This window comes from Dethiosulfovibrio russensis, assembly GCF_021568855.1.
Lineage (GTDB): Bacteria > Synergistota > Synergistia > Synergistales > Dethiosulfovibrionaceae > Dethiosulfovibrio > Dethiosulfovibrio russensis.
This window is the reverse complement of sequence record NZ_JAKGUG010000009.1, coordinates 38,466-60,958: the sequence shown is the minus strand read 5'-3', so window position 1 is coordinate 60,958 and position 22,493 is coordinate 38,466. Positions and strand designations below refer to the sequence as shown.

The following is a 22,493-nucleotide window of genomic DNA, read 5'->3' as shown; positions in this document are numbered from 1 at the left end:
ATGGAAATGATGTTTTTGGGATATGGATCGGCTATAGCCGTATTCTGTATCGGGGTCTACACTATCGTCACCAAGAAAAACCTTTTCAAGACGGTGGTTGGTCTCTCTCTGATGGAGGGGGGCGTTTTGCTGTTTATGGTGACCTCGGGGTTCGTCCCCGGCGGGGGCGCTCCTCTTCTGCCTCTGGGGCCCGGAGGTTCTGTCAATCCTCTTCCTCATTCCTTCACCTTGACCGCCATCGTTATAGGGGCTAGCGACGTCGCCTTGGCCCTGGCCTTTATCATAAAGATCCACAGGCACTACGGGACCGTGGACATAGACAAGATAAGGGGATTGAGAGGATGAGCCCGGTATGGGCCATTCTGGCGCCTCTTTGTGCCGGTTTTCTGCTCCCTTTGCTTTCCATCTTCAGGAAAAAGGCGGTTCCGGCCTTTACCGTCTCCATAGGGGCGGTTTCATCCCTGGTGTCTTTGTTCGTGGCCATGTCGGGCTGGAGCGGGCTGTCCATCACGTTGGGAGGATGGGGGCCAGAGCTCGGGATATCCCTGGTGGTGGATCGGATCTCCGGGGCTTTTCTGACCTTGGGCGCCATCGGTTTCCCTCTCTCTCTGGCGGTCTCTACCGAGCATTTTGGTCTCTCCCCCTGGCGTTTCTACGTGATCTTCTTCCTCTCCTGGGCGTCGGTAAATGGCATCCTGCTGACAGGGGATCTCTTCAATCTCTTCGTCTTCTTCGAGATATTCTCCGTCGCCGCCTACCTTATGGTCTCCTACCCTCCCAGATTCTGGCGAGCGGTGGAGGCCAGTCTGAAATATCTTATTCTCGGAACGGTGGGAGCTCTTTTTTTGCTTTTGGGCATAGCCTACTCGTTCATGGCTACGGGGCAACTGAATATGGCGGCCCTATCCTTGCTACTTCCTTCTGTGCCGTCGGCTACCTTGACCGTCATAGCGGGATGTATCTTTACGGGGCTGTTCGTGAAGAGTGGAACTGTGCCGACCCATTTCTGGCTTCCCGATGCCCATTCGTCCGCTCAGACCTCGGTGAGCGCGCTTCTCTCCGGGGTGCTGGTGAAGGTGTCTCTCTACGGGATGATCCGGCTGTCCTATCTGCTGTTTATGGATGCCGGCATAGGTATTATGCCTGTCATGATGGCGTTCGGAACTCTGTCGGTTATTTTGGGGCATCTGATGGCCTTCCAACAGGAGGACGTCAAACGTCTATTGGCCTATTCTACCGTCGCCCAGGTAGGTACCATATTGGTAGGCATCGGGTGTGGTTCGGCACTGGGGATGAGTGCTGCGATCCTTCACAGCTTCGTCCATATGGCCTCGAAGATGGGGCTTTTCCTGGTGGCTGGAGTTTTAGTGGAGGATAGAGGAACCAGAAAAATAACCGAGATGAGAGGGCTTTTCTTCCATAGGCCTCTGTTCGTGCTGCTCTTCTGTTTTCTCGCAGCTTCCCTGGCGGGAATTCCTCCTTTCAGCGGCTTTTTCAGCAAGTGGTACCTGCTGAGGGCGATCTCGGGGGCCGGATACGTAGTTCCTTCCGTGGCTTTGGTAGGAGGCACGGTCGTCTCAGCCGCCTATTATCTCAGGATAGCCAGGGCCTTTTTCTCCTTTTCCGACGAGGCCCCCGTCCACAGAAGGCCTCATCCCGTCACCTTCAGAGCGGTATTGTTCCTGTCGATCCTCTGCCTTGCCCTGGCCGTAATCCCTCTTATCCCCTGGTTCAGGGATTTTCTCGGCGATATAGGGATTTACGGAATGAGCGGCGACCTCTATCGAAATGTGGTGTCGCCGTGATCCCCTTTCCCGACAGGCTTTCGTGTCTTATGATCGCTCTCGCGGTTTTCATGACCCTCTGCATAGACCTGTACGTCAGGCGGAGATCTCCTATGCTGTATCTGTTCTGTTTTTTCGCCTGTCTAGCCGCTTTGGCCTCCTCGTGGTTTTCCTTTACCGTGTGGGTAGAGCTGTCCTCTATAGTCTTGGCCTTTATGGTGGGGAAAAAAGACCGTCCTACCGCTCGTTTCTATCTGTACTCTCAGCTTCTCGGAGGGGGCTTGCTTCTCATGGCTTCCGCCATGGGAAACCCTTCAGACGGTGGGTTACTGTCGATAGGCCCGGTTCCGTCTTCTCTGGTGCCTCTGTTCTATGTGGCCCTGGGAATCAAGGCGGCTTTGCCCCTGCTTCATTTCTGGCTTCCGAGAACCCACAGCAAGGCTCCTGTCGAGGCTAGCGTCCTGCTGTCAGGTTATGCCGTCAAGATGGGAATATACGGCATGGTTCGCATGTCTCTGGGGCCGTCCCACTGGTTGCTTTTCGCCGGGGTCTTTATGGCCCTTTACGGAGCCCTTCAGGGAGTAATGCAGAGGGATGCCAAGAGGCTGTTGGCATACAGCACCATGGGACAACTGGGGTTTATGGTGTCGTCTCTGGCGGCCGGAACCGATCTGGGAAGATGCGGCTGCGCGGCTCTCGTCTTAGGTCATGCCCTGAGCAAGGGACTTCTCTTTCTATCTGTAGGGGAGATAGAGAAAAGATACGGCACCAGGGATCTGGCGGAGCTTGGGCGGGGCATGAAGGATCTACCTTGGATTTTCCCGTTTTTCGCGGTAGGAGCCCTTTCCCTGGCGGGGGCTCCTTTGACCGCCGGGGGATGGGGGAAATCCATGGTCAAGGCTGGGGTGGAAGGGTCTCCTTTCGTAGAGGCGTGCCTTTTCCTCGCCGGATTGGGAACGGTCCTGTCTCTGTGTAAACTGGGGTATTATGCTTTTCTCCGCCCCTTCAAGAGTGATTTTCCAACACCTCCGTCCGTTTCTCCGGAAAAAGGCGTCGTCGGCGCTCTCTCCCTGTTCTGCGTCGCCATCTTGGCAGTAGGTGTGTTCCCGCCCTTCGGATCGGCGGAGCTCTCCCTTTATCCGTTAAAATCCCTTGCGATCGCCGTGGCGGTCTTCTGTCTTGTCCCCTGGCCTTTCGTCCCGGCATATAGCCCCCTGGACGTAGACGACCTTCTCCCTCTTTTGAGAAGTCTTTCTATGACGATAGCTAATCGCATCTTAGAGGCCCATTCGGGCAACCTGACGAGGTATCTTTTCTACCTCGCGGTCGTGGCCGTCTTTTTGATGGTAGCTATGGGAATCTGAGGACGGGGAGCTGGTGTATATGTCGTTTAGTGTCGATCCCCTTTCGTCCGTAATGATAGTCCTGGCTTTGTTCATGACCGGCTGTTCCTATGCCTACGGTAACTGGAAGACCCCAGCTCAGAGGTGGGCTCCTTGGTGTTTCTGTCTCTTTGCCTGCCTCTCAGCGATAGCCTCCGATTGGTTGGTCTTTGTCTTTTTCATGGAGCTTTCGTCATTTGCCCTGGCCGCCATGATCGGGAAGAAGGACAGACCGGCCGCCTGGATATATCTATATTCACAGCTTATTGGCGGGGCTCTGTTGTTGCTGGCTGTGGCAATAGGTTCGGCAGGAGGGCCGATACTTCCGATGGGACCGGTCCCCAGCGGCCAGTTTCCTCTGTTCGTGTTGGCGCTCGGTTTCAAGGCCGCCCTCCCGATACTTCATTTTTGGCTTCCGATCGCCCACGGTAGGGCCTCCGCCGAGGTCAGCGCCGTCCTTTCCGGCTACGCGGTCAAGATGGGGATCTACGGACTTCTCCGAGCTGCAGATGGGCCCTCGGTTTCTCTTTTATGCATCGGTGCCGTCATGGCCCTCTATGGGGTCTTTCAGGCCCTCATGCAGCACGACGGGAAGAGGCTTTTGGCCTATCACACCATGAGTCAGTTGGGTTTTATAGTGGCCGCCATCGGCAGCGGGACGGCTCTGGGGCGAGCGGCCGCCATGGCCCATCTGGTGTCCCATTGCCTTTTCAAGGGGTTGCTCTTTCTCACTGCCGGAGGACTGGAGGACTCCTACGGGACCAGAGATCTCCGTTACCTCGGGACGGTTGCGAGGGAGGTTCCGCTTCTATTCGCTCTGTTCCTGGTGGGGGCTACTTCCATAGCCGGATTTCCCGGGACCAGCGGATATGTGTCTAAATTCCTGATAAAGCTTTCCTTGGGCGACTATCCAGCGGTAATGTGGTCTCTCCAGATAGCCGGAGTCGGCACCGTCCTGTCTTTCTGTAAGTTCGGCATATACGGTTACCTTCGTACCGCCCGTCCCGGGGTGTCTCGGGCTCTTTTGGTGGGGAAACCGAGTTCGAGAAAATTCAAGGTCATGGTTGTGATGGCGGTCGCCACTTTGGGAGTAGGCTTCTTCCATCGTTGGCTCCCGTTTTTTCCGGCAGATGGTCCTTCGTTATGGAAGTTGGGAAAGGCCCTGTCGGCGTCCTATCCGATAGTCGTAGGTTCTGTCATCTTCGCCTCTTTCCCCAGGGTGTTTTCCCCTGGAGACGGACATTTTCCCGACGTAGAGGACTTTCTTCCCCGTTTAGGCTGTCTGTGTTTAGAGCCTCTTTCTCTTATGAGAGAGCTCCATTGCGGAAGGTTGAGAGCTTATCTGGCCGTCGCTATTCTCTCCGGTCTGTCGATCCTTTGGTTTTTGTCCTCTTAGTCTATCTGTGGGGCTTGACAGGGAGGGGCTAGAGCACTAAGATGATAATGAAAATCATTTTTAGGAGGTGTCGATATGCCTGGTAGAGATGCCACTGGTCCTCTCGGAGGAGGTCCCGGAACCGGAAGGGGTCTGGGAGGCTGTGTCTCCGGAGTCGCAGGTCGGGGTGCAGGTTTTGGCCGAGGCCGCGGTTTTGGGAGGGGCTTCGGGCGTTGTTTCGGTTTTATCGATCCCGGAGTCGTCGGGACCCAGGAGAGCGAGATGTCTCGCAGGATCGCTCTTTTGGAGGAGAAGATAGACAGGCTGATCGGGGAAAAAAGCGAAGATTAACCTGAATAGATCTGTGTCGCAAAAGGGGCGACGGGTGGATTATCCGCCCGTCGCCCCTTTTCAAATAGATGGAAAATAAGGTACAGTAGAACAAAGGGTTTTCCGGAAAGGGGGGAGTGTATGGAACGTTACGACGAGCTCAGAAGGTTCGTTATGCCAGAGGTGGTCTTCGGCCCGGGAGCGGTGGATTTGGTCGGATCCTGTGCCGCCAACCTCGGTTTGAACAGGGTCCTGTTGGTGACCGATCCGGGGGTACTGTCCACCGATTGGGTTCGAAGGGCCTGGGAATCTCTAGATAGGGAGGGAGTCGAGTGGCGGATTTTCTCCGGCATAACCTCCAATCCGAGATCGGCCCAGATCATGAAAGGCGTTGACTCGTACATCGAAGGGGAGTGCGACGGCCTGGTAGCGGTCGGCGGTGGAAGTCCCATGGACAGCGCAAAGGGTATCGGGATAGTGGTGTCCAACGGCGGGCATATCCTCGATTTTAAGGGAATAGACAAGGTGGCCGTGCCCATGCCTCCTCTGATCTGTATCCCCACCACCGGAGGCAGTTCCGCCGATGTCTCTCAGTTCGCCATAGTAAACGACGAGAACAGAGGGGTAAAGGTAGCGATAATAAGCAAGGCCATCATTCCCGACATGGCTCTGGTGGACTATCACACTCTTTCAACCATGGACCGTTATCTCACTGCCTGCACCGCTTTGGACGCGTTGACTCATGCTTTCGAGGCTTATGTGTCGACCGGCAGTTCGGCTATATCCGATCTCTACGCTCTTTCCGCCGTCGAACTAATATCGCAGAGTCTGTTCAAGGCACTGGAGGACGACTCGGACCGACGGGAGATAATGATGGCCAGTCTGGAGGCAGGTCTGGCCTTCTCCAACGCCAGCTTGGGAGCGGTTCACGCCATGGCTCACGCATTGGGCGGTTATCTGGACCTTCCCCACGGGGAGTGCAACGCCTTGTTGCTGTCCACCGTGGTGGACCGTAATTTCCACGGCGCTCCCTCCAGGTATAGAGAGTTGGCCCGGAGGATATCGATTCCGGTGGACGGCCTCTCCGACGACGAGGTTCGGGTTAGATTGGTAAAGGCCATTAACGATCTTAGGGAGTCCTCCGGGATATCCGGCGGTCTAAGGGCCAGAGGCGTGACGGAGGATCAGATTCCCCTGTTGGCCTCGAATGCCTTCGACGACCCCTGTATGGTGACCAACCCGGTCAGGCTAGAGAGAGAGGATCTGGAGGATCTGTATGTCAGAGCGCTTTGATGGTCGAGGAGGAAACGGACGGGAGGACGCAGACCTTCGGTTGAAGATCGTGGGTTTGGGAGGCGTGTCCGGCAGAAAGAGCTATTATCCCGAGCTGCAGAGAAAGGTCCGAGAGCTGGAGAGGGAGATAGAGGAGCGTCGTCTCGCGGAGGACGAGCTGAGGCGACTTCGATCTTATCTGGAGAACGTCATAGACTCTATGCCCTCGGTCTTGGTGGCGGTCGACCCCGACTTTAACGTAACCCAATGGAACAGAGGGGCGGAGGTGTTGACCGGCGTGGAGGAACCGAACGCTTTAGGCCGATCTCTGGTGTCGGTCTTTCCCGAGTTGGAGGCTCAACTGGACAGGATAAGGCAGGCCCTGTCGGACAGGGAGCCCCGATTTATGAAGAAGGTCCCGTCCTCATCCGAGGGGGAAGGACGCTTCGAGGATATAACGGTCTATCCCCTGATAGCCAACGGTCTACAGGGGGCGGTCATTCGAATCGACGACGTCACGGAGCAGGTTCGTCTGGAGGAGATGATGATACAATCGGAGAAGATGCTCTCGGTCGGGGGGCTGGCGGCCGGAATGGCACACGAGATAAACAACCCTCTGGCCGGGATACTTCAGAGCGCTGCCGTCCTAAGAAATAGGTTGCTATCCTCCATGCCGGCGAACGAAAAAGCCGCTGCCGAATCGGGCATCCACATGGAGGGATTGCGGCGGTATCTGGACTCCAGGAAGATACCGAGTATGCTGGATGCCATACAGGAATCCAGCGAAAGGGCCGCAGGAATAGTCAAGGAGATGCTCAGTTTCGCCAGAAAGGGGAAGGACCATCTTCCCTGCGATCTTCCGTCTCTGATGGATCGAACCCTGGAATTGGCTAAAAACGACTATGACCTGAAGAAAAAGTTCGATTTCAGGGGGATCGAGATCTTTAAAGATTACGACGACGATCTTCCCGAGGTCAAATGCGAGCCGGGGCAGATTCAACAGGTTTTGCTGAACCTGATGAAAAACGCCTCTCAGGCTATGTGGGAGGCTCATGTGGAGAGGCCGGAACTCTATCTCTCTGTCCTCGACAGAGGGGACTACGTAAGGCTCGTGGTTCAGGACAACGGACCGGGCGTGTCCGACGAGGTTGCCAGAAGGATATTCGAGCCCTTTTTCACCACCAAAAAAGTCGGAGAGGGAACCGGCCTGGGTCTATCGGTGTCGTACTTCATCGTGGTTGAAAACCACGATGGAGCGATGGCTCTGGAGAGGCCCGACGGTGGAGGGTGCAGGTTTATGGTGGATCTTCCTGCAGGAGGGGATGAGCGGGTTTGACTCGTGTTATGGTGGTGGACGACGATCTGAGCGTTTGCGCTACTTTAGTGGCTTTCTTGGAGGATTGCGGTTATGATGTTTTCTCCTTCAACTCCGGGGAAGGTGCGTACGAATGGATTAGATCTAACCGGGTGGACGTGGCCGTAGTCGACCTTCGGCTTCCAGCCATGTCGGGGGATCTGCTGATTCTTCACATGAGGGAGCTTTACCCGGATCTTCCCTGCGTGATTTACACCGGTTCTCCCGATTTCGACCCTGGCTCCCGATACGTTGAGCTGGAGGATGTCCCTGTGTTCAGGAAACCTCTAGTAGATCTGACCGTACTGTTGGACGAGATAGAGGCTCTTTCCCAGGAGGTGTCAAATCATGGCGTCGATCATGGTAGTGGACGATAATGTCTCCGTGAGGGAGAGTCTGGCTCTGTGCCTAGAGGATTTCGGCCACGTAGTGGTGAAACACTCCTCCGGAGAGGATGCCCTAGAAGCCTTGGAGACCGATGTTCCCGATCTCATCTTGCTCGACATAATGATGCCGGGGATCTCCGGACTGGAAGTCTTGGGGCGAGTGGTTCCCCGTTTTCCCGATCTCCCGGTGATAATGGTCTCAGGTGACGGAGACGTGGCCGACGTGGTGAAGGCTATCCGACTGGGAACATGGGACTATCTGATGAAGCCTGTAACGGACGTGGAGATGCTCCGTCACGCTGTGGATCAGGCCTTGGCCAAGGCCTCTCTGAAAAGGGAGAATCGCGAGTATCGCCTGAGGCTGGAGAAACTGGTCAACTCGCAAAACGACGAATTGCGCAGCATCTCCGATTCCCTTCGTCTTGAAAGACAGATGGACGGTCTGACCGGCCTGCCCAACAGGGTGCTTTTTCTGGATAGGCTCGATATGGCCGTGTCGATGACCCGTCATAACGGTACCATGCTGGGGCTATTTCTGTGCGATCTCGACGATTTCAGCTATATAAACGGTTCCTTGGGGCACTCCGCCGGAAACGAGGTCCTCGTTGCCGTTGGGAACAGACTGAAGGCCTTCGAAAACGATGGAGGAACCGTCGCCAGAATAGGGAGCGATGAGTTTGCCTTGATCTTTCCCGGTATAGTGGATCGTTCGGCGGTTTTCAAGACGGCGGAGGATCTGGGTAAGATTCTCTCCGAGCCGATTTCTATGGGAGGGCAGAGGGTCGATCTCTCCATGAGCTGCGGGGTCGTGATATTCCCGGACGACGGAGACGATGATGACGATCTCCTCACCAACGCAGGCGTCGCCCTTCAGGCCGCCAAGATCTCCGGCAAGGGGTCGTTCCGTCTTTTCTCCCAGTCTCTATCCCAGGAGGCTCAGAGCTATTTCCATGTAGGGGCTCACATCAGAGAGGCCATCGATCTGGACGAGTTCGAGGTCTATTATCAGCCTACCGTGAACGCCAGGACAGGGGATATCAACGGAATGGAGGCCCTTCTTCGTTGGCGATCCAGTCGACTTGGAAGGTTCGTCATGCCAGACGAGTTTATCCCTGTGGCGGAGCAGCTGGGGATAATCATTCCCCTTGGAGAGTGGGTTTTACGAAGAGCCTGTTCTCAGTCCTTGAATTGGCTGGAGCTATTTCCAAAACTGCGCCTGTCGGTCAACCTGTCTGCTCGCCAATTCAGTGACCCCGCACTTGTCAGCAAGGTGGAGCAGATCCTTCAGGAGACCGGTTTCCCCTGTGGCTCGTTGGATATGGAGCTTACAGAAAACGTGTTCGTCAAGTCAGAGGATCGGGCGGTGGAGGTCATGAATAATCTGGTCAGAAGGGGGATCGGCATATCCATAGACGACTTCGGTACAGGCTATTCCTCTATGGCCTACCTGAAGAGTTTTCCCGTCCGCCGTCTGAAGATCGACAGGTCTTTCGTCTCCGGTATCCCCGATGACAAGGGAGATCTGGCTATAGCCGAGGCTGTGGTTACCCTGGCCCACTCTCTGGGCAAGGAGGTGGTAGCCGAGGGGGTCGAGACGGCAGAGCAGATGAGGATCCTCGGGGCTATCGGATGCGATGTTTTACAGGGATATCTTTTCAGCCCTCCGATTCCCCATGATCGATTCGATATCCTGCTTTCGGGCGGGCCTATTAGATCGTAAGGGCCTCTCAAATCGATAAAGTAGGGCAATAGACGATAAATTCGACAGGAGTCTTTTTTGCGATGTGGAAATTTCCACTTGCAAAAAGGCTCCTTTCTTTTGTAGAATTACCAAATCTTTCTTTTTATCCTGGCACGAGGAGTGATAGCTATGTTGATACTTATTTCCGACGCGTTCGATCCATCCCTTCCCGATCGTCTGTCTCGTTTTGGCGAGGTCACCGACGATACAGGCAGGCTTCCCGAGGCAGATGTCGTCTTGGTTAGGAGCAAGACCAAATGTACCAGGGACTATATCGAGAAGGCCTCCAACCTAAAGCTGATAATAAGGGGTGGGGTCGGCACCGACAACATAGACAAGGAGTTCGCCGCCTCCAAAGGCATCTCGGTGAGAAACACTCCCAAGGCATCGTCCGTCGCTGTGGCGGAACTGGCCTTCGCCATGATGCTGGCGGTTCCCAACCGTCTCGTCGAGGCCCATAACTCCATGGTTTCCGGTGCATGGGAGAAGAAGAAGCTGAAGAGGACCGAGCTTTACGGCAAAAAACTCACCCTTTTCGGTCTGGGAAACATAGCTGCTGAGGTAGGCAAGAGAGCCTTGGCCTTCGGAATGAAGGTCTCCGCCTACGATCCGTTCGTGAATTTTGAGAGAGCGTCCGATCTGGGAGTAACTCTTGTCTCGGATGTCAAGGAGGCGGTTTCGAAAGGGGACTACATATCCCTCCATCTGCCTTTGACCGACGATACCAGAGGTTTGATAAACTCGGATGTCATCGAAGCCATGAAGGACGGTGCGATTTTGGTGAACACCGGACGGGGCCTGTGCGTGGACGCTGCCGCCGTCGCTGCCGCCCTTGAGAGCGGCAAGCTGGGAGCCTACTGCACCGACGTGTGGCCCAGCGATCCTCCCGCCGAGGACTATCCCTTATTGAAGGCGCCCAGGGTTCTCATGGCCCCCCACATAGGAGCCAGCACCTCGGAAAACCTCCTTCGCATCGGCGATGAGGTTGAGAGCATAATCCAGGAGAACCTGGAGAAAGGAGTCCTGTAATATGACCAGAAAACTGAACTTCTACGCCGGACCGTCGGTACTTCCTCTGGAGGTGTTCGAGGAGATACAGAAGAACATGGTGGAGTACGGCGACTCGGGCCTCTCTCTCATAGAGACCAGCCACAGAAGCACCACCTACGACGAGGTCCACATGGGAGCCATCTCGCTTATAAGGGAGCTTTTCGAAGTTCCGGAGAACTACAAGGTTCTTCTTCTGGGAGGCGGGGCTACACTTCAGTTCGGGATGATACCGATGAACTTCCTTCCTAAAGATGGCCATTGCGATTTCGTCGTATCCGGTTCATGGTCGAAAAAGGCCTACGACGACGCCAAGAAGATCGGTTCGGTAAACGTCCTCTTTGACGGCAAATCCGAGGGATATGTCTCTTTGCCCGATGCCGGAGATATCAAGCCGTCGGACGGATCGTCCTATGTCTACATCACCTCCAACGAGACGATAGGAGGGGTCCAGTGGAAGGATTGGCCCGATACGGGAGACGTTCCCCTGTTTTGCGATATGTCCAGCGATATAATGAGCCATCCCGTTCCGGTGGAGAAGTTCGGTCTGATATACGCCGGAGCCCAGAAGAACCTCGGCCCCGCCGGGGTCACTATCGTGATTGTACGGGATGACATATTGGAGCGTTGCGCCGACGGGCTTCCAGCCTACTTGGATTACAGGACCCACGCCAACAAGGACTCCCTTTACAACACCCCGCCGGTCTTTCCCATCTGGGCTATGAAGCTGGTCTTGGAGAGAATGAAACGAATGGGCGGCATAGAGGCCATGGCCAAACACAATCGTGACAAGGCTTCCCTCGTCTACGACGTAATAGACGGCAGCGACGGCTTTTACCGTTGCCCTGTGGACGAGAGATACCGTTCCGAGATGAACGTAGTGTTCCGTCTTCCCTCGGAGGACCTGGAGAAGGCTTTCGTCGCCGAGGCCACGTCGAAGGGCATGATGGGGCTCAAGGGACACAGAAGCGTCGGAGGCTGCAGGGCCTCGCTTTATAACTCCATGACCGTCGAGGGCGCCGGGGAACTGGCCGAGTTCATGAAGGCCTTCATGAAGGAGAAGAGGTAAGCTCCTATGGCCGATGCCAGAGATAGACTGTCTGCCCTGGGTGTCGCCGTGCCGAAGGTATATCTTCCCGGCGACGGCGTATCCCTCAAGACCTGGTCCGTGGTGGCCTGCGACCAGTTCACCTCCGAGCCGGACTATTGGAGCAAGACGGAGGAACTCGTAGGAGACTCACCCTCGGCCCTCCGGATGATTCTGCCGGAAGCCTATCTCGAGAAGGGACGGATCGAGGATCGAATCTCCGCCATAAACGATACTATGAAGGGTTATCTGGACAGAGGCGTTCTGGCCGAAGCGGGGGAGAACTTTATCCTGGTCGATCGATCCACCTCCTATGTCTCGTCCCGAAAGGGGCTGATCCTGGCGGTTGACCTGGAGAACTACAGTTTCGATAAAGGAGCGGAGGCCATGATCCGTCCCACCGAGGGTACCGTTTTGGAGAGGATCCCTCCCAGGATGGACATCAGGAGAGGTGCTGTCATGGACATGCCTCACATCCTTCTCCTGGTGGACGACCCAAAGGGGACATTGATAGAAACCTTGCATAGCCGTCGGGACGATATGGAGAAGGTTTACGATTTCGAGTTGATCCAAAACGGCGGCCACATCTCCGGCTGGAGGGTACCCGGCGAGATGGAGAACTCAATAGCCGAGGCGCTGGAAGGACTCGTATCCAAGGGATTGCTTTTCGCAGTTGGAGACGGGAACCACTCTTTGGCTGCTGCAAAAGGCATCTGGGAGGAAAACAAGGCCGCTGGAGCCCCTATGGATCATCCGTCCCGTTGGGCTCTCGTGGAGGTGGAGAACGTCCACGACGAAGGGCTGCCGTTCCACCCGATCCACAGAGTCCTCTTTGGCCTTGAGCCGGAGCGCTTTGTGGAGGAGATGGCTAAAGCCTTGGGCGGAAGCTTCAAGGCTGGCGCTCCTGTTACAGGAAGAGACGGAGACGAGCACCGGATAGGGCTCTCCTACGGGACGACCGAGGGAAGCCTTTCCTTCGTCAAAAGTGGCCCGGAGTTGACGGTGGAGCACATCCAGGCATTTTTGGACGACTATCTTGAAGGCCGTGATGACGTTGCCGTAGACTACATTCACGGTGAAGACGTAGTATCTCAGCTTTCCAGGGCGGATGGGAATATCGGGATTCTGCTGCCCGACGTGGATAAGGAGAGCTTCTTCGACAGGATCCGCAATGTAGGACCCTATCCCAGAAAGACATTCTCCATAGGGGAAGCTTCGGAAAAGCGGTATTACCTGGAGACCAGAAGGCTTACCCTGGATTAATTCAAAAGAGGCGCCCCGTTGTCCTGACGGGGCGCCTCTTTTTGACCTCTCATAGTATCGATGGTACAATAAACAGAGTTTACTTATCATCTCGATAATCAATTCCCTTTCCCCTTAATGTTTTTCAACCGGTATTCACGAAGGTCGCCTAGGCGACCATAGACTCAAAGGAGGTATGCAATGCCATATCGTAATCGTTACGTGATAGGTTTTCTAGTGGCCCTTATGTGTTTTATGTCCCTTCCCGCCATGGCGGCAAAGGTTCCCACCATCAAGATGGGTGATTTCAGCTGGGATAGCGTTCAGCTTCATAACAGGATCGCCGGTTTCGTCCTGGAACACGCTCTGGGCGTGAAGGTCGAGTACGAGTTCGCCGAGACCATGCCTATCCTGATGGGTATGTCCAGAGGCGATATCGACGCTACCACCGAGATCTGGTCCGACAACATAAAGGAATCCTGGGAAAAGCTGTTGAAGCAAGGCAAGGTTCTCGACCTCGGGACAACCTATCCGGACGCCGTCCAGGGATGGTACGTGCCTACCTATGTCGTCGAAGGAGATCCCGAGAGAGGGATAGAACCGATGGCTCCTGATCTCAAGACCGTCGAGGACCTGAAAAAGTACAAGGACCTTTTTGCACCTAAGGCAGGAGGAGACAAGGGCAAGGGGCGTTTCTACAACGGTCCGACCGGCTGGGTTACCTATACGGTGAACACGGTCAAGCTGGGGTCCTATGGACTTGATGAGTACTACGAGAACTTCAGTGCCGGTTCCTCTGCAGCTTTGGCGACCGCAGTATTCTCTGCCTACGAAAAGGGCGAGCCGATTTTCGCCTACTACTGGGAGCCCACTCCTCTCATGGGAATGTTGGATATGACCATGTTGGAGGAACCAGCCTACGAGCATTCAGAATGGGACGAGAAGACCTACGGCTGTGCCTTCCCCCCCTCTAAGGTTCACATAGGGGTCAGCACGGCGTTGGTCGAAAAGTCTCCTCATGCCGTAACGATACTTGCCAACTACGAATCTACGCTCGGTCAGACCAACGCTGCTTTGGCCTACGTGGAGGAAAACGACACCTCCATCGAAAAAGGAGCTATCTGGTTCTTGAAAAACTACCCCGATCAGTGGAAAAGCTGGTTCCCCATCGCCAACGATTCCAGGATAGAAAAAGTGGAGGCGGCCTTGAAAAAGGAGAAACTCTAGATATATACTAAGGGATAGGGAAATATAAAGGGGACAGGCGTTTTCGTCTGTCCTCTTTCGTTGATTATCGTAACGATGGACCAAAAGCGTAGGTGCTAGACGCTATTTTAAGGACCTTGGGGGGCTCTTTATGGTCAGGTATGGATTCGACTCGGAGAAATATCTCAGGCGGCAGACGGACGCGATCCTACGTCGAATGGAGGAATTCGATAACAAGCTTTACATAGAGTTCGGGGGGAAACTCATGTTCGACTATCATGCCGCCAGGGTGCTGCCCGGTTTCGAGCCGAACGTGAAGATGAAGCTCCTCGAGAGGTTCAGAGATAAGCTCGAGGTCGTGATATGTATATACGCCGGGGATATCGAGAGAAAGAAGATGAGGGCCGATTTTGGCATCACCTATGACATGGATGTTCTCAAGATAATAGACGATCTCACAGAGAGGGATATTGCGATAGGGGCCGTCGTGATAACCCGTTTCGACGATCAGCCTGCGGCAGTTATGTTCAGGAATAAGCTTGAGCACAGAGGGGTCAAGGTCTACGTCCATAGGTCCACAAAAGGATATCCTACCGACGTGGATACCATAGTGAGCCCCGAGGGGTACGGGGCGAACCCCTATATCGAGACGGAGAGACCGGTGGTGGTGGTCACCGCTCCCGGGCCAGGAAGCGGAAAGCTGGCTACCTGTCTTTCCCAGCTGTATCACGAGCACGGAAGGGGTATCAGGGCCGGTTACGCCAAGTTCGAGACCTTTCCAGTCTGGAATATGCCTTTGAAGCACCCCGTCAACGTGGCCTACGAGGCCGCTACGGCAGACATTGGAGACGTGAACCTGATCGATCATTTTCATCTAGAGGAATACGACGAGAGGACGGTAAACTACAACAGGGATCTCGACGCCTTTCCCCTGCTCAGACATATTCTGGAGAAGATAACCGGGGAACGCTCCCGCTATCGCTCTCCTACCGACATGGGGGTCAACCAGATTTTCTTCGGCATAGACGACGACGATGCGGTTCGATCGGCGGCGACCCAGGAGATAATTCGCCGATATTTTCATTACTCCTGCGATTATCAATCTGGGGCCGTAGAGAAGGCGGCGGTGCAGAAGGTATCCATCCTGATGGAGGAACTAGGGGTGAAGCCGGAGGATCGTTCGGTGGTGGTCCCCGCCAGGAATGCCGCTAGGGACGCAAAAGCCAAGGGAAAAGGGGCCGACGGGGTCTTTTCCGGTGCGGCCATGGAGCTCGCGGACGGCACGGTCGTGACTGGAAAGAACTCCCATCTGTTTCACGCCGCATCCAGTCTGGTCATAAACGCTGTGAAGATACTGGCCGGCATTCCCGACGGAATCGACCTTCTCTCCATAAACGTCATAGATTCTCTGGGGCACCTCAAGAAGGATATCCTGGGAGACAAGATGTTGGGGCTGGATCTGGAGGAGACGATGACCGCCCTCAGCATCTGTGCGGCCACCAATCCTGTAGCGGCCGAGGCGGTGGAGAAACTCAGGGAATTGGAGAGCTGCGAGGTCCACCTCTCCCATATTCCCTTGCCAGGAGACGAGGTCGCCTTTCGAAAGCTGGGGGTGAACCTCACCAGCGACCCCTGTTTCGCATCCCGCTGTCTTTTCGACAGATGAACGAGGCGTGGTTCCGAGGAACCACGCCTCGTTCATCTGTTACATTTGGATAACCGTGGCTCCCCAGGAGTAGCCTACTCCGAAACCGCAGACGAGGACGGTGTCGCCTTTTTTCAACCTCCCAGAGGTCTGAGCTCTTTTCAAAGCCAAGGGTATCGACGAGCTGACGGTGTTCCCCGTCTCCTCCATGTCCACGACGAATCGTTCCTCCGGTATCTCCATTATCTCTCGCAGTTTTTCCAACATCATGTGGGTCGCCTGATGGAAGACGAACAGGTCGATTTCTTCCATGGAGATCCCGTTGTCAGCGAGACATCTCTCTATCACCGGTGGAACCTCTCTGACAGCGAAGGCGAAAACCTCCGGTCCGTTCATATACAGGTTTTCCTTGGTCCTGGAATTCCCGTATCGGTTCGTGTACAGCTCCTTGGTCTCTTCGCAACAGGGAGAAACCGTTCCACCAGCGGGGATTATTAAATCCTTGTGTCCGGTTCCGTCGGTTCCGAGGACGAAACTGCCTATGGTTCCGGGAACTTCTTTCGGTTCGGAGGACACCAGGGTCGCAGTAAATCCGTCTCCGAAGATCGTCCTGGTGCTCTTGTCTCCGGGATGGACGTATCTGGTAAGGACATCTCCGGTGATAAGGAGCACCTTTTCGGCCATACCCGATCTGACCATGGCCGAGGCCATGTAAAGTCCGTAGACGTAGCCGGAGCATCCCAGGTTGTAATCCAGGGCGCCGCAGTCCTTCCTTAGCCCCAGCTTATCGTGGACGATACAGGCGGTGGAAGGCATTATGTAATCCGGCGTCTCGGTGCAGAGAAGGAGCATATCCACCGATTCCCGAGGAATTCCCGATTCCTGGAAAAGCCTCTCCGCCGCAACGGTTGCGAGAACCGACGCTGTCTCGTCTTCTCCTGCTATGCGCCTTTCGTCTATGCCGGTCTTGCTCTTTATCTTGTGTTCCGTCCAGGTCCCGAATTCCTCCACCAGATCCCGGTTCGTCAGCTTTCTTTCCGGCAAATGGTAACTTACATGAGCTATCGCGGCTTCTCTTCTCTCCACGATGATTCCTCCTTTTTTACTCTTGTCTCTAACCTCTTGGGTCTATGGGGAGTTATCATTATACGATAAAAAGCGCCTATTCATAGTACCTGGTCTGAAATACTTCGACGAAAAACCGGAGCCTAAGGCTCCGGTCCGATGATCTCAGAAATTGAGCTCCATTTTACTGTAACCCTCGGGTATGGTAAACAGCTTTTCGTCCTGAGGTCCTTCCTTTATATCGACGTATTCCATTGTGATCGTCCCCATAGGAGTCTCCGACATGGCCTTGACGGCGGTCTCGAGTTTGGGTGAGAACCATATGGTGGAAGGTCCGAAGTCCTCCTCCTGGGGGGTGTGTCTGTATACGTCGCATCTATACTTTCCGACGGTCTCCGACGGAAGCCTCTCTATTTTCCCGTCCTCGTCGGAGATGGTCTGTCCTACCTCCATTTTCAGATCCTCTGGAGAGTTGAGTATCGATTGGCTTTCCTCGCTTTCCTCGTCCTCTCCCATCTCGATGTAGATTTTCTCTGCCGGTACTATGGAGTAGGTCTTGCCTGTTTCCTCGTCGAAAAGGATTACCGCCTCCGGTTGTTCGTGTCGGTGCCATTTCCCCTTGACGAATATCTTGGCTTTGAAGGTCCCTTCCGAACTCTTCGTGACCATGGTGGCCGAGTACTCCGCCGCCTGGGCGGAAGTCGCTATCAGAACGAATATCAGCAGGGTTATGGATATGACCGTTTTTCTCAACTGGGTTGCCTCCTTTGTCTTGTCCTCGATGAGGTTCGGATGGATGTTACCTCGATTCTGTCTTTTTCGACAGGGCCTTCGGTCCCAGTGCCTCTAGTCCGGCGTCGAGAACGGTCTGGAGAACCTTTATCCTGGCGTGTAGCTTCGAGTTGGCCTCGACGATAGTCCAGGGGGCGTAGGTGGTGCTAGTGCGCCACAGCATCTCCTCAACGGCTTTCTCGTATTGGTCCCATTTTTCCCTGTTTCGCCAGTCCTCTTCAGTTATCTTCCACTGTTTGTCCTCGTCCTCTTCTCTAGCCTGGAAACGATTCAACTGTTCTTCCTTGTCTATCTGAAGCCAGAATTTCACGATCACCGCTCCGAAATCGTGCCATTGTTTCTCCATCTCGTTTATCTCGCTGTAGGCTCTCTTCCAGTCTATAGGAGAGCAGAGCCCTTCGATCCTCTCCACCAGGACCCTACCGTACCAGGTTCTGTCGAATATGGCCACGTGACCTGCTTTGGGAAAAGCCTCCCAAAATCGCCATAGATAATGGTGTTTTTTCTCCAGGTCGTTGGGGGCTCCTACCGGGATTACCTGATAGCCTCTGGGGTCCATCTTCTGGGTGAGTCTCTTTATGCAGCCCCCTTTGCCAGCTGCGTCCCATCCCTCGAACGCCACTATCATCGGCCGTCTTTCCCGGTATAGGGCGTATTCCATCTCTCTTACCCTCTCTTGAAGGGACGAGAGTTTTTTCGAGTATTCTTTTTTCGGTATGTCCAGAGACAGGTCGACCTTGGATAAAACCGTCGGGGTGTCGATTTTCTCCTCCAGATCGCTGGTCTCGGTTTGTCCTACGTGAACGGAAGCAGGACTCATTCTGTCCAGGTGCTCCTCTAGCGCCCGGGCTACGGTGGACAGGACCTTAGCCGTAGCGAATCGCCTGTCGTGAGCCTCCACTATCGTCCAGGGAGCGTAGGCTCGATCGCTCTCTCTTATGATGGTCTCCATCACCGGCATTATGTCGTCGTAGTCTTTGTAGGCGTTGAGGCCCTCTTTGTCCCGGACCTCCTGGGCCAGGTCGTTTTTCTTCAGCCGTTTCAGCCTTTTTTTCTGCTCCGACCTGTCTATGTGGAGAAACAGCTTTATCAGCAGGGTTCCGCCGTTTACGATCTGTCTTTCGAAGGATCTTATCTCCTCCATCTTCTCTGCCATAAGGGCAGCCCCGTCCTTTTCGTTCAACCGCCATGAGTCCATCGCCTCTCTGTACCACGAGCGGTTGTAGATAGCCATTCTCCCTCCCTGAGGCTGCATCTTCCAAAAGTGGTACATAGGAGGGTAGAATTTATCGGAGACTATCGTGTCCGTCACGTTGTATACCGAAAAACCTCTGGGGTCCAGGGGCAATATAAGCTCGTTCATGAGGGCCCCTTTACCGGATCCCTCCCATCCCTCGAAGACCACCATTACCGGGATATCGGCATCTCTCTGTCTTCTTTGGAGCTCTCCCAGCCTCTTGGTGAGGTCGTCTTTCATGTCGGAGAATTCCTCTTTGGTAAGCTTTCTGGAAAGATCCATCTTGTCTAACATCTCGGGGCACCTCCTTCATTTTTACCTCTCTGTAACGTTGAATTTATCGATGTGGCTGTAGACTGTTTTAAGTTCCCAGCCCTTGACACAGAGAGTTCGATAGCCTAGTTCTATTTATAGCGGTATTTTTATTATAGCTTTTTTTATCGTCCTTTTGACGAGAGAGGGAGGATACATATGTCCGATTCGAAAAATCTGCCCGATTTACACAACCCCGATCTATATATCAACAGAGAGCTCAACTGGATAGATTTCGACGAGAAGGTTCTGGTCGAAGCCATGGACAGAGATAACCCTCTTCTTGAAAGGGTCAAGTTTCTGTCCATCTTCCATAACAACCTGGACGAGTTTTTTATGGTCCGCGTTTCCGGACTGGTACAGCAATACATAGAGGGGGTCAAGGAGCTCTCGGTGGATGGGCTGTCTCCGGCTGATCAGCTGATGGCAATACGTTCCAGGCTGTCTTATCTGTTGGATCGGGCGGACAGCTGTTGGGATAATCTGAAGGCCGAGCTGCTGGAAAAGGGAATTCCGATCAAAAATTACGCCGAGATCTCCGAGGACGTCAAAGAAGGTCTGAGAAGGTACTTCATAAAGGAGATCTTTCCGGTTATAACCCCTATGGCGATAGACCCTGGAAGGCCTTTTCCCAAGATCTCCAATCTGAGTCTTAACTTTCTCGTTATGCTTCAGGATCCCGGCGAGGCCATTCACTTCGCCAGGGTAAAGGTTCCTGATAGTTTTAAACCTTTTGTAGCAGTTCTTACCGGCAGCGAGTTCTCCGTTTACCGTAAGTTGGGACTCACTTTCAGGAGCGGTGGAGAGTCTCTCTGGATAGAGGAGCTGGTAAAAGCCCATATAGACACGCTTTTTCCCGGATACCGTGTTTTGGAGGCCCATCTGTTCCGTATCACCAGAAACGCCGATATCGAGATCGCCGAGGACGATGCAGGCGATCTCATGGAGGCCGTGGTGGAAGGGGTCGAACGGCGTCATTTCGCCAACGTCGTAAGACTTGAGATCTCCTCCGACATGCCAAAGGAGATGCGCCATTTCCTGATGGGACGGCTCCACCTCGAGAAGTGGCAGGTCATCCGATGTAAGAGACAGATGGGGATGTCCCGTATAATGCAGTTGGTCGGATTGGACAGGCCTGACTTGAAGGACGAGCCCTTTCGCCCCAGGTTGCCCTATCCACTATCGGGAGTGGAACCGTTACTTCCTCAGATAAAGAAAAGGGATCTGGTGTTCTATCACCCCTACGATAGCTTCTCCCCAGTCTTGGATTTCATAAGGCGTGCCGCTTCGGATCCGAACGTACTGGCGATAAAGCAGACCCTATATAGGACCGGCTCCAACTCTCCCATAGTGGCGGCTTTGATGGAGGCCCGTCGTAACGGCAAACAGGTGACGGTCGTGGTGGAGTTAAAGGCCAGGTTCGACGAGGAGCAGAACATAGTGTGGGCTAAAGCGCTCGAGGACGCCGGCGTACACGTCGTCTACGGTCTGCTGGGGTTTAAGATTCACGCCAAGCTATGTCTGGTCATAAGAAGAGAACAGAACAGGCTCAGTCGTTACGTCCATATAGGTACGGGCAACTACAATCCTGGGACCGCCAAGGTATACGCCGATCTGGGATTTTTTACCTCTCGTTCGGCCATATGTGCCGACGTCACGGAGCTTTTCAACGCTATGACCGGCTTCTCCCACCAGCAAGACTACAGAAAAATTCTGGTCTCCCCTATGACGACTAGAAAAGGAATAATCAGCAGGATATACAGGGAGATAGAGAGACAAAAGAGCGATGGAGACGGGTATATCGCCTTTAAGATGAATCAGCTGGTAGATCCTAGAAGCATCAGAGCCCTTTACAACGCCTCCATCGCAGGGGTCAAGGTGGATCTCCAGGTGAGGGGGATATGCTGTCTTAGACCCGGCTTGCCAGGTATCAGCGAGAACATCAGGGTTACGTCCCTGGTTGGACGGTTTCTCGAACACGCCAGGATGTTCTATTTCCGAAACGGAGGTGACGATGAACTTTTTATAGGAAGTGCCGATGTAATGCCCAGAAATCTGGACAGAAGGGTCGAGGTACTGACGCCCATAGAGGATCCTAATCTCCGTCGATCTCTTGTGGACGACCTATTGATGAGACATCTGGAAGACACGGCCAACGCCTGGGAGCTCCTTTCCGACGGAAGCTATGTCAAGGTCTCCTGTTCGGATGAGGAACATCCCTTCGACTCTCAAAGATGGATGATGGACCATCGAGAGGGTTGGAACCCCGTTTTGGAGGATGAGTGACATGAAAGAGCGAGAGAGACACGACTCGTATTGTGGCAGAATTCTGCTGAACCATATGGAGAAGCTGAGGGAGAGTTCGGAAAAACTTCTGTCGAGAGACTCTGACGTCGAGTGGCTTCATAAGGCCAGAGTGGCTACCAGAAGGATTCGATCGGTATTGGAGCTCATGGATGGGCTGTTCTCCGAGTCGGATATCAAGGGATGGAGAAGGAAACTCAGGGATCTCGGCAGAGGATTGGGAGAGGCCAGAGACCTGGACGTGAGGGTGGAGTTCCTCTCCGACGAGGGGAAATGTGGCTACTATGGAACAGTCGGTATCGATAGACTTTCTCTAAGACTGAGGCAGAGGAGGGAGGCCCTGAATCCTTTTTTATTGGATGTCGTCGAAAGTTCCCTTCGGTGGAATCTCTGGGATGCGGTGAGCGATCGCCTAAGGCCTCTGATGGGTAAAAGCTACCTGGACGACGGCAGAGAAGACGATTTCCCCAGGGTGTGGATAGACTCGGCTCTGGAGGACAGGACGTTGCGGGTCGTCGGTCACGATGCCTTCGTGCGAAGCGGATACAACCGAGAGTCGTGGCATCGCCTGAGAAAAGACGGCAAAAAACTTCGCTATACCATGGAGATCTACGATCCTGCCACAGGGGGAGGCTTCAAAAAGTCCATCTCTATCCTGAAGGAGATGCAGGATAGACTGGGGCTTATCCACGATCTGGACCTCTGGATCGAGTGGCTGCCGATCTTTCTGGAGGATGAAAAGGAGAGGACCAGGGTTTATTTCGGCCATATCAGGGGATTTCGCAAGATCGAATCGGACGTGAAAGCCTTTCGGAATTCATTGACAGACCGTTTTTCCTCCGAGAAGGTCGTTTTTATGGAATGGTGGCAAGGACTTTCGGAAGATCGGTTTTGGAACGGTTTGTTAGGAGACGAAATCTAAGGAGGAGGTG

General features: G+C 54.1%; 19 protein-coding genes. 16 read left to right on the top strand and 3 right to left on the bottom strand.

Annotated elements, in window-relative coordinates:
• The 14 genes from L2W48_RS10315 to L2W48_RS10250 all read left to right on the top strand — a co-directional run bounded on the left by L2W48_RS10315 (position 1) and on the right by L2W48_RS10250 (position 15,872).
• Positions 1-345, top strand: a complete 345-nt coding sequence (locus L2W48_RS10315; RefSeq protein ID WP_005659177.1) for a sodium:proton antiporter — start codon at positions 1-3, stop codon at positions 343-345.
• Positions 342-1,805: a complex I subunit 5 family protein gene (locus tag L2W48_RS10310; RefSeq protein WP_236099757.1), complete on the top strand. Its 1,464-nt coding sequence runs from the start codon at positions 342-344 to the stop codon at positions 1,803-1,805. The genes L2W48_RS10315 and L2W48_RS10310 overlap by 4 nt, the downstream gene beginning before the upstream one ends.
• Before the next feature lie 29 nt (positions 1,806-1,834).
• Positions 1,835-3,148 carry a complex I subunit 5 family protein gene (locus L2W48_RS10305; protein WP_236099758.1) on the top strand — a complete coding sequence of 438 codons (1,314 nt, stop codon included), beginning with the start codon at positions 1,835-1,837 and terminating at the stop codon, positions 3,146-3,148.
• A gap of 19 nt (positions 3,149-3,167) precedes the next feature.
• Entirely contained in the window at positions 3,168-4,562 is a 1,395-nt protein-coding gene (locus L2W48_RS10300) for a proton-conducting transporter transmembrane domain-containing protein (RefSeq protein WP_236099759.1), read from the top strand.
• Between the two features lie 75 nt (positions 4,563-4,637).
• Positions 4,638-4,892 carry a DUF5320 family protein gene (locus L2W48_RS10295; RefSeq protein WP_236099760.1) on the top strand — a complete coding sequence of 85 codons (255 nt, stop codon included), beginning with the start codon at positions 4,638-4,640 and terminating at the stop codon, positions 4,890-4,892.
• 120 nt (positions 4,893-5,012) lie between these two features.
• Positions 5,013-6,164 (top strand): alcohol dehydrogenase-like regulatory protein ErcA, encoded by a 1,152-nt coding sequence (gene ercA / locus L2W48_RS10290; protein WP_236099761.1) that lies wholly within the window; start codon positions 5,013-5,015, stop codon positions 6,162-6,164.
• Complete coding sequence (locus L2W48_RS10285) at positions 6,148-7,479, top strand: two-component system sensor histidine kinase NtrB (RefSeq protein WP_236099762.1); 1,332 nt, start codon at positions 6,148-6,150, stop codon at positions 7,477-7,479. The genes ercA and L2W48_RS10285 overlap by 17 nt, the downstream gene beginning before the upstream one ends.
• A complete protein-coding gene (locus L2W48_RS10280) occupies positions 7,476-7,874 on the top strand; it encodes a response regulator (protein WP_236099763.1) in 399 nt (132 codons plus the stop codon). Before L2W48_RS10285 ends, L2W48_RS10280 begins: the two co-directional genes overlap by 4 nt.
• Entirely contained in the window at positions 7,846-9,603 is a 1,758-nt protein-coding gene (locus L2W48_RS10275; protein WP_236099764.1) for a putative bifunctional diguanylate cyclase/phosphodiesterase, read from the top strand. The genes L2W48_RS10280 and L2W48_RS10275 overlap by 29 nt, the downstream gene beginning before the upstream one ends.
• Positions 9,604-9,753: 150 nt before the next feature.
• The gene (locus L2W48_RS10270; RefSeq protein WP_236099765.1) at positions 9,754-10,653 is read left to right on the top strand and encodes a hydroxyacid dehydrogenase; all 900 of its coding nucleotides are present in this window, start codon (positions 9,754-9,756) and stop codon (positions 10,651-10,653) included.
• Between the two features lies 1 nt (position 10,654).
• Positions 10,655-11,740 (top strand): 3-phosphoserine/phosphohydroxythreonine transaminase, encoded by a 1,086-nt coding sequence (gene serC / locus L2W48_RS10265; protein WP_236099766.1) that lies wholly within the window; start codon positions 10,655-10,657, stop codon positions 11,738-11,740.
• 6 nt (positions 11,741-11,746) lie between these two features.
• Positions 11,747-13,021, top strand: a complete 1,275-nt coding sequence (locus tag L2W48_RS10260; protein WP_236099767.1) for a DUF1015 domain-containing protein — start codon at positions 11,747-11,749, stop codon at positions 13,019-13,021.
• Positions 13,022-13,201: 180 nt separating this feature from the next.
• A complete protein-coding gene (locus L2W48_RS10255) occupies positions 13,202-14,227 on the top strand; it encodes an ABC transporter substrate-binding protein (RefSeq protein ID WP_236099768.1) in 1,026 nt (341 codons plus the stop codon).
• 130 nt (positions 14,228-14,357) lie between these two features.
• A complete protein-coding gene (locus tag L2W48_RS10250; RefSeq protein ID WP_236099769.1) occupies positions 14,358-15,872 on the top strand; it encodes a DUF1846 domain-containing protein in 1,515 nt (504 codons plus the stop codon).
• Positions 15,873-15,911: 39 nt separating this feature from the next.
• On the opposite strand, the gene L2W48_RS10245 is transcribed toward L2W48_RS10250, so the two are convergent.
• The 3 genes from L2W48_RS10245 to pap all read right to left on the bottom strand — a co-directional run bounded on the left by L2W48_RS10245 (position 15,912) and on the right by pap (position 19,239).
• Positions 15,912-16,937 (bottom strand): ketoacyl-ACP synthase III, encoded by a 1,026-nt coding sequence (locus L2W48_RS10245; protein WP_236099770.1) that lies wholly within the window; start codon positions 16,935-16,937, stop codon positions 15,912-15,914.
• Between the two features lie 144 nt (positions 16,938-17,081).
• Positions 17,082-17,669 (bottom strand): DUF4412 domain-containing protein, encoded by a 588-nt coding sequence (locus L2W48_RS10240; RefSeq protein WP_236099771.1) that lies wholly within the window; start codon positions 17,667-17,669, stop codon positions 17,082-17,084.
• A 46-nt stretch (positions 17,670-17,715) separates the two neighbouring features.
• On the bottom strand, positions 17,716-19,239 hold the full coding sequence (gene pap, locus L2W48_RS10235; RefSeq protein ID WP_236099772.1) for a polyphosphate:AMP phosphotransferase: 1,524 nt from the start codon (positions 19,237-19,239) through the stop codon (positions 17,716-17,718).
• Positions 19,240-19,416: 177 nt separating this feature from the next.
• Here pap and ppk1 point away from each other — a divergent pair, with 177 nt between their 5' ends.
• Both ppk1 and L2W48_RS10225 read left to right on the top strand, forming a co-directional pair.
• The gene (ppk1, locus tag L2W48_RS10230) at positions 19,417-21,543 is read left to right on the top strand and encodes a polyphosphate kinase 1 (protein ID WP_236099773.1); all 2,127 of its coding nucleotides are present in this window, start codon (positions 19,417-19,419) and stop codon (positions 21,541-21,543) included.
• A 1-nt stretch (position 21,544) separates the two neighbouring features.
• Positions 21,545-22,483, top strand: a complete 939-nt coding sequence (locus L2W48_RS10225; RefSeq protein WP_236099774.1) for a CHAD domain-containing protein — start codon at positions 21,545-21,547, stop codon at positions 22,481-22,483.
• Positions 22,484-22,493: the final 10 nt, after the last annotated feature.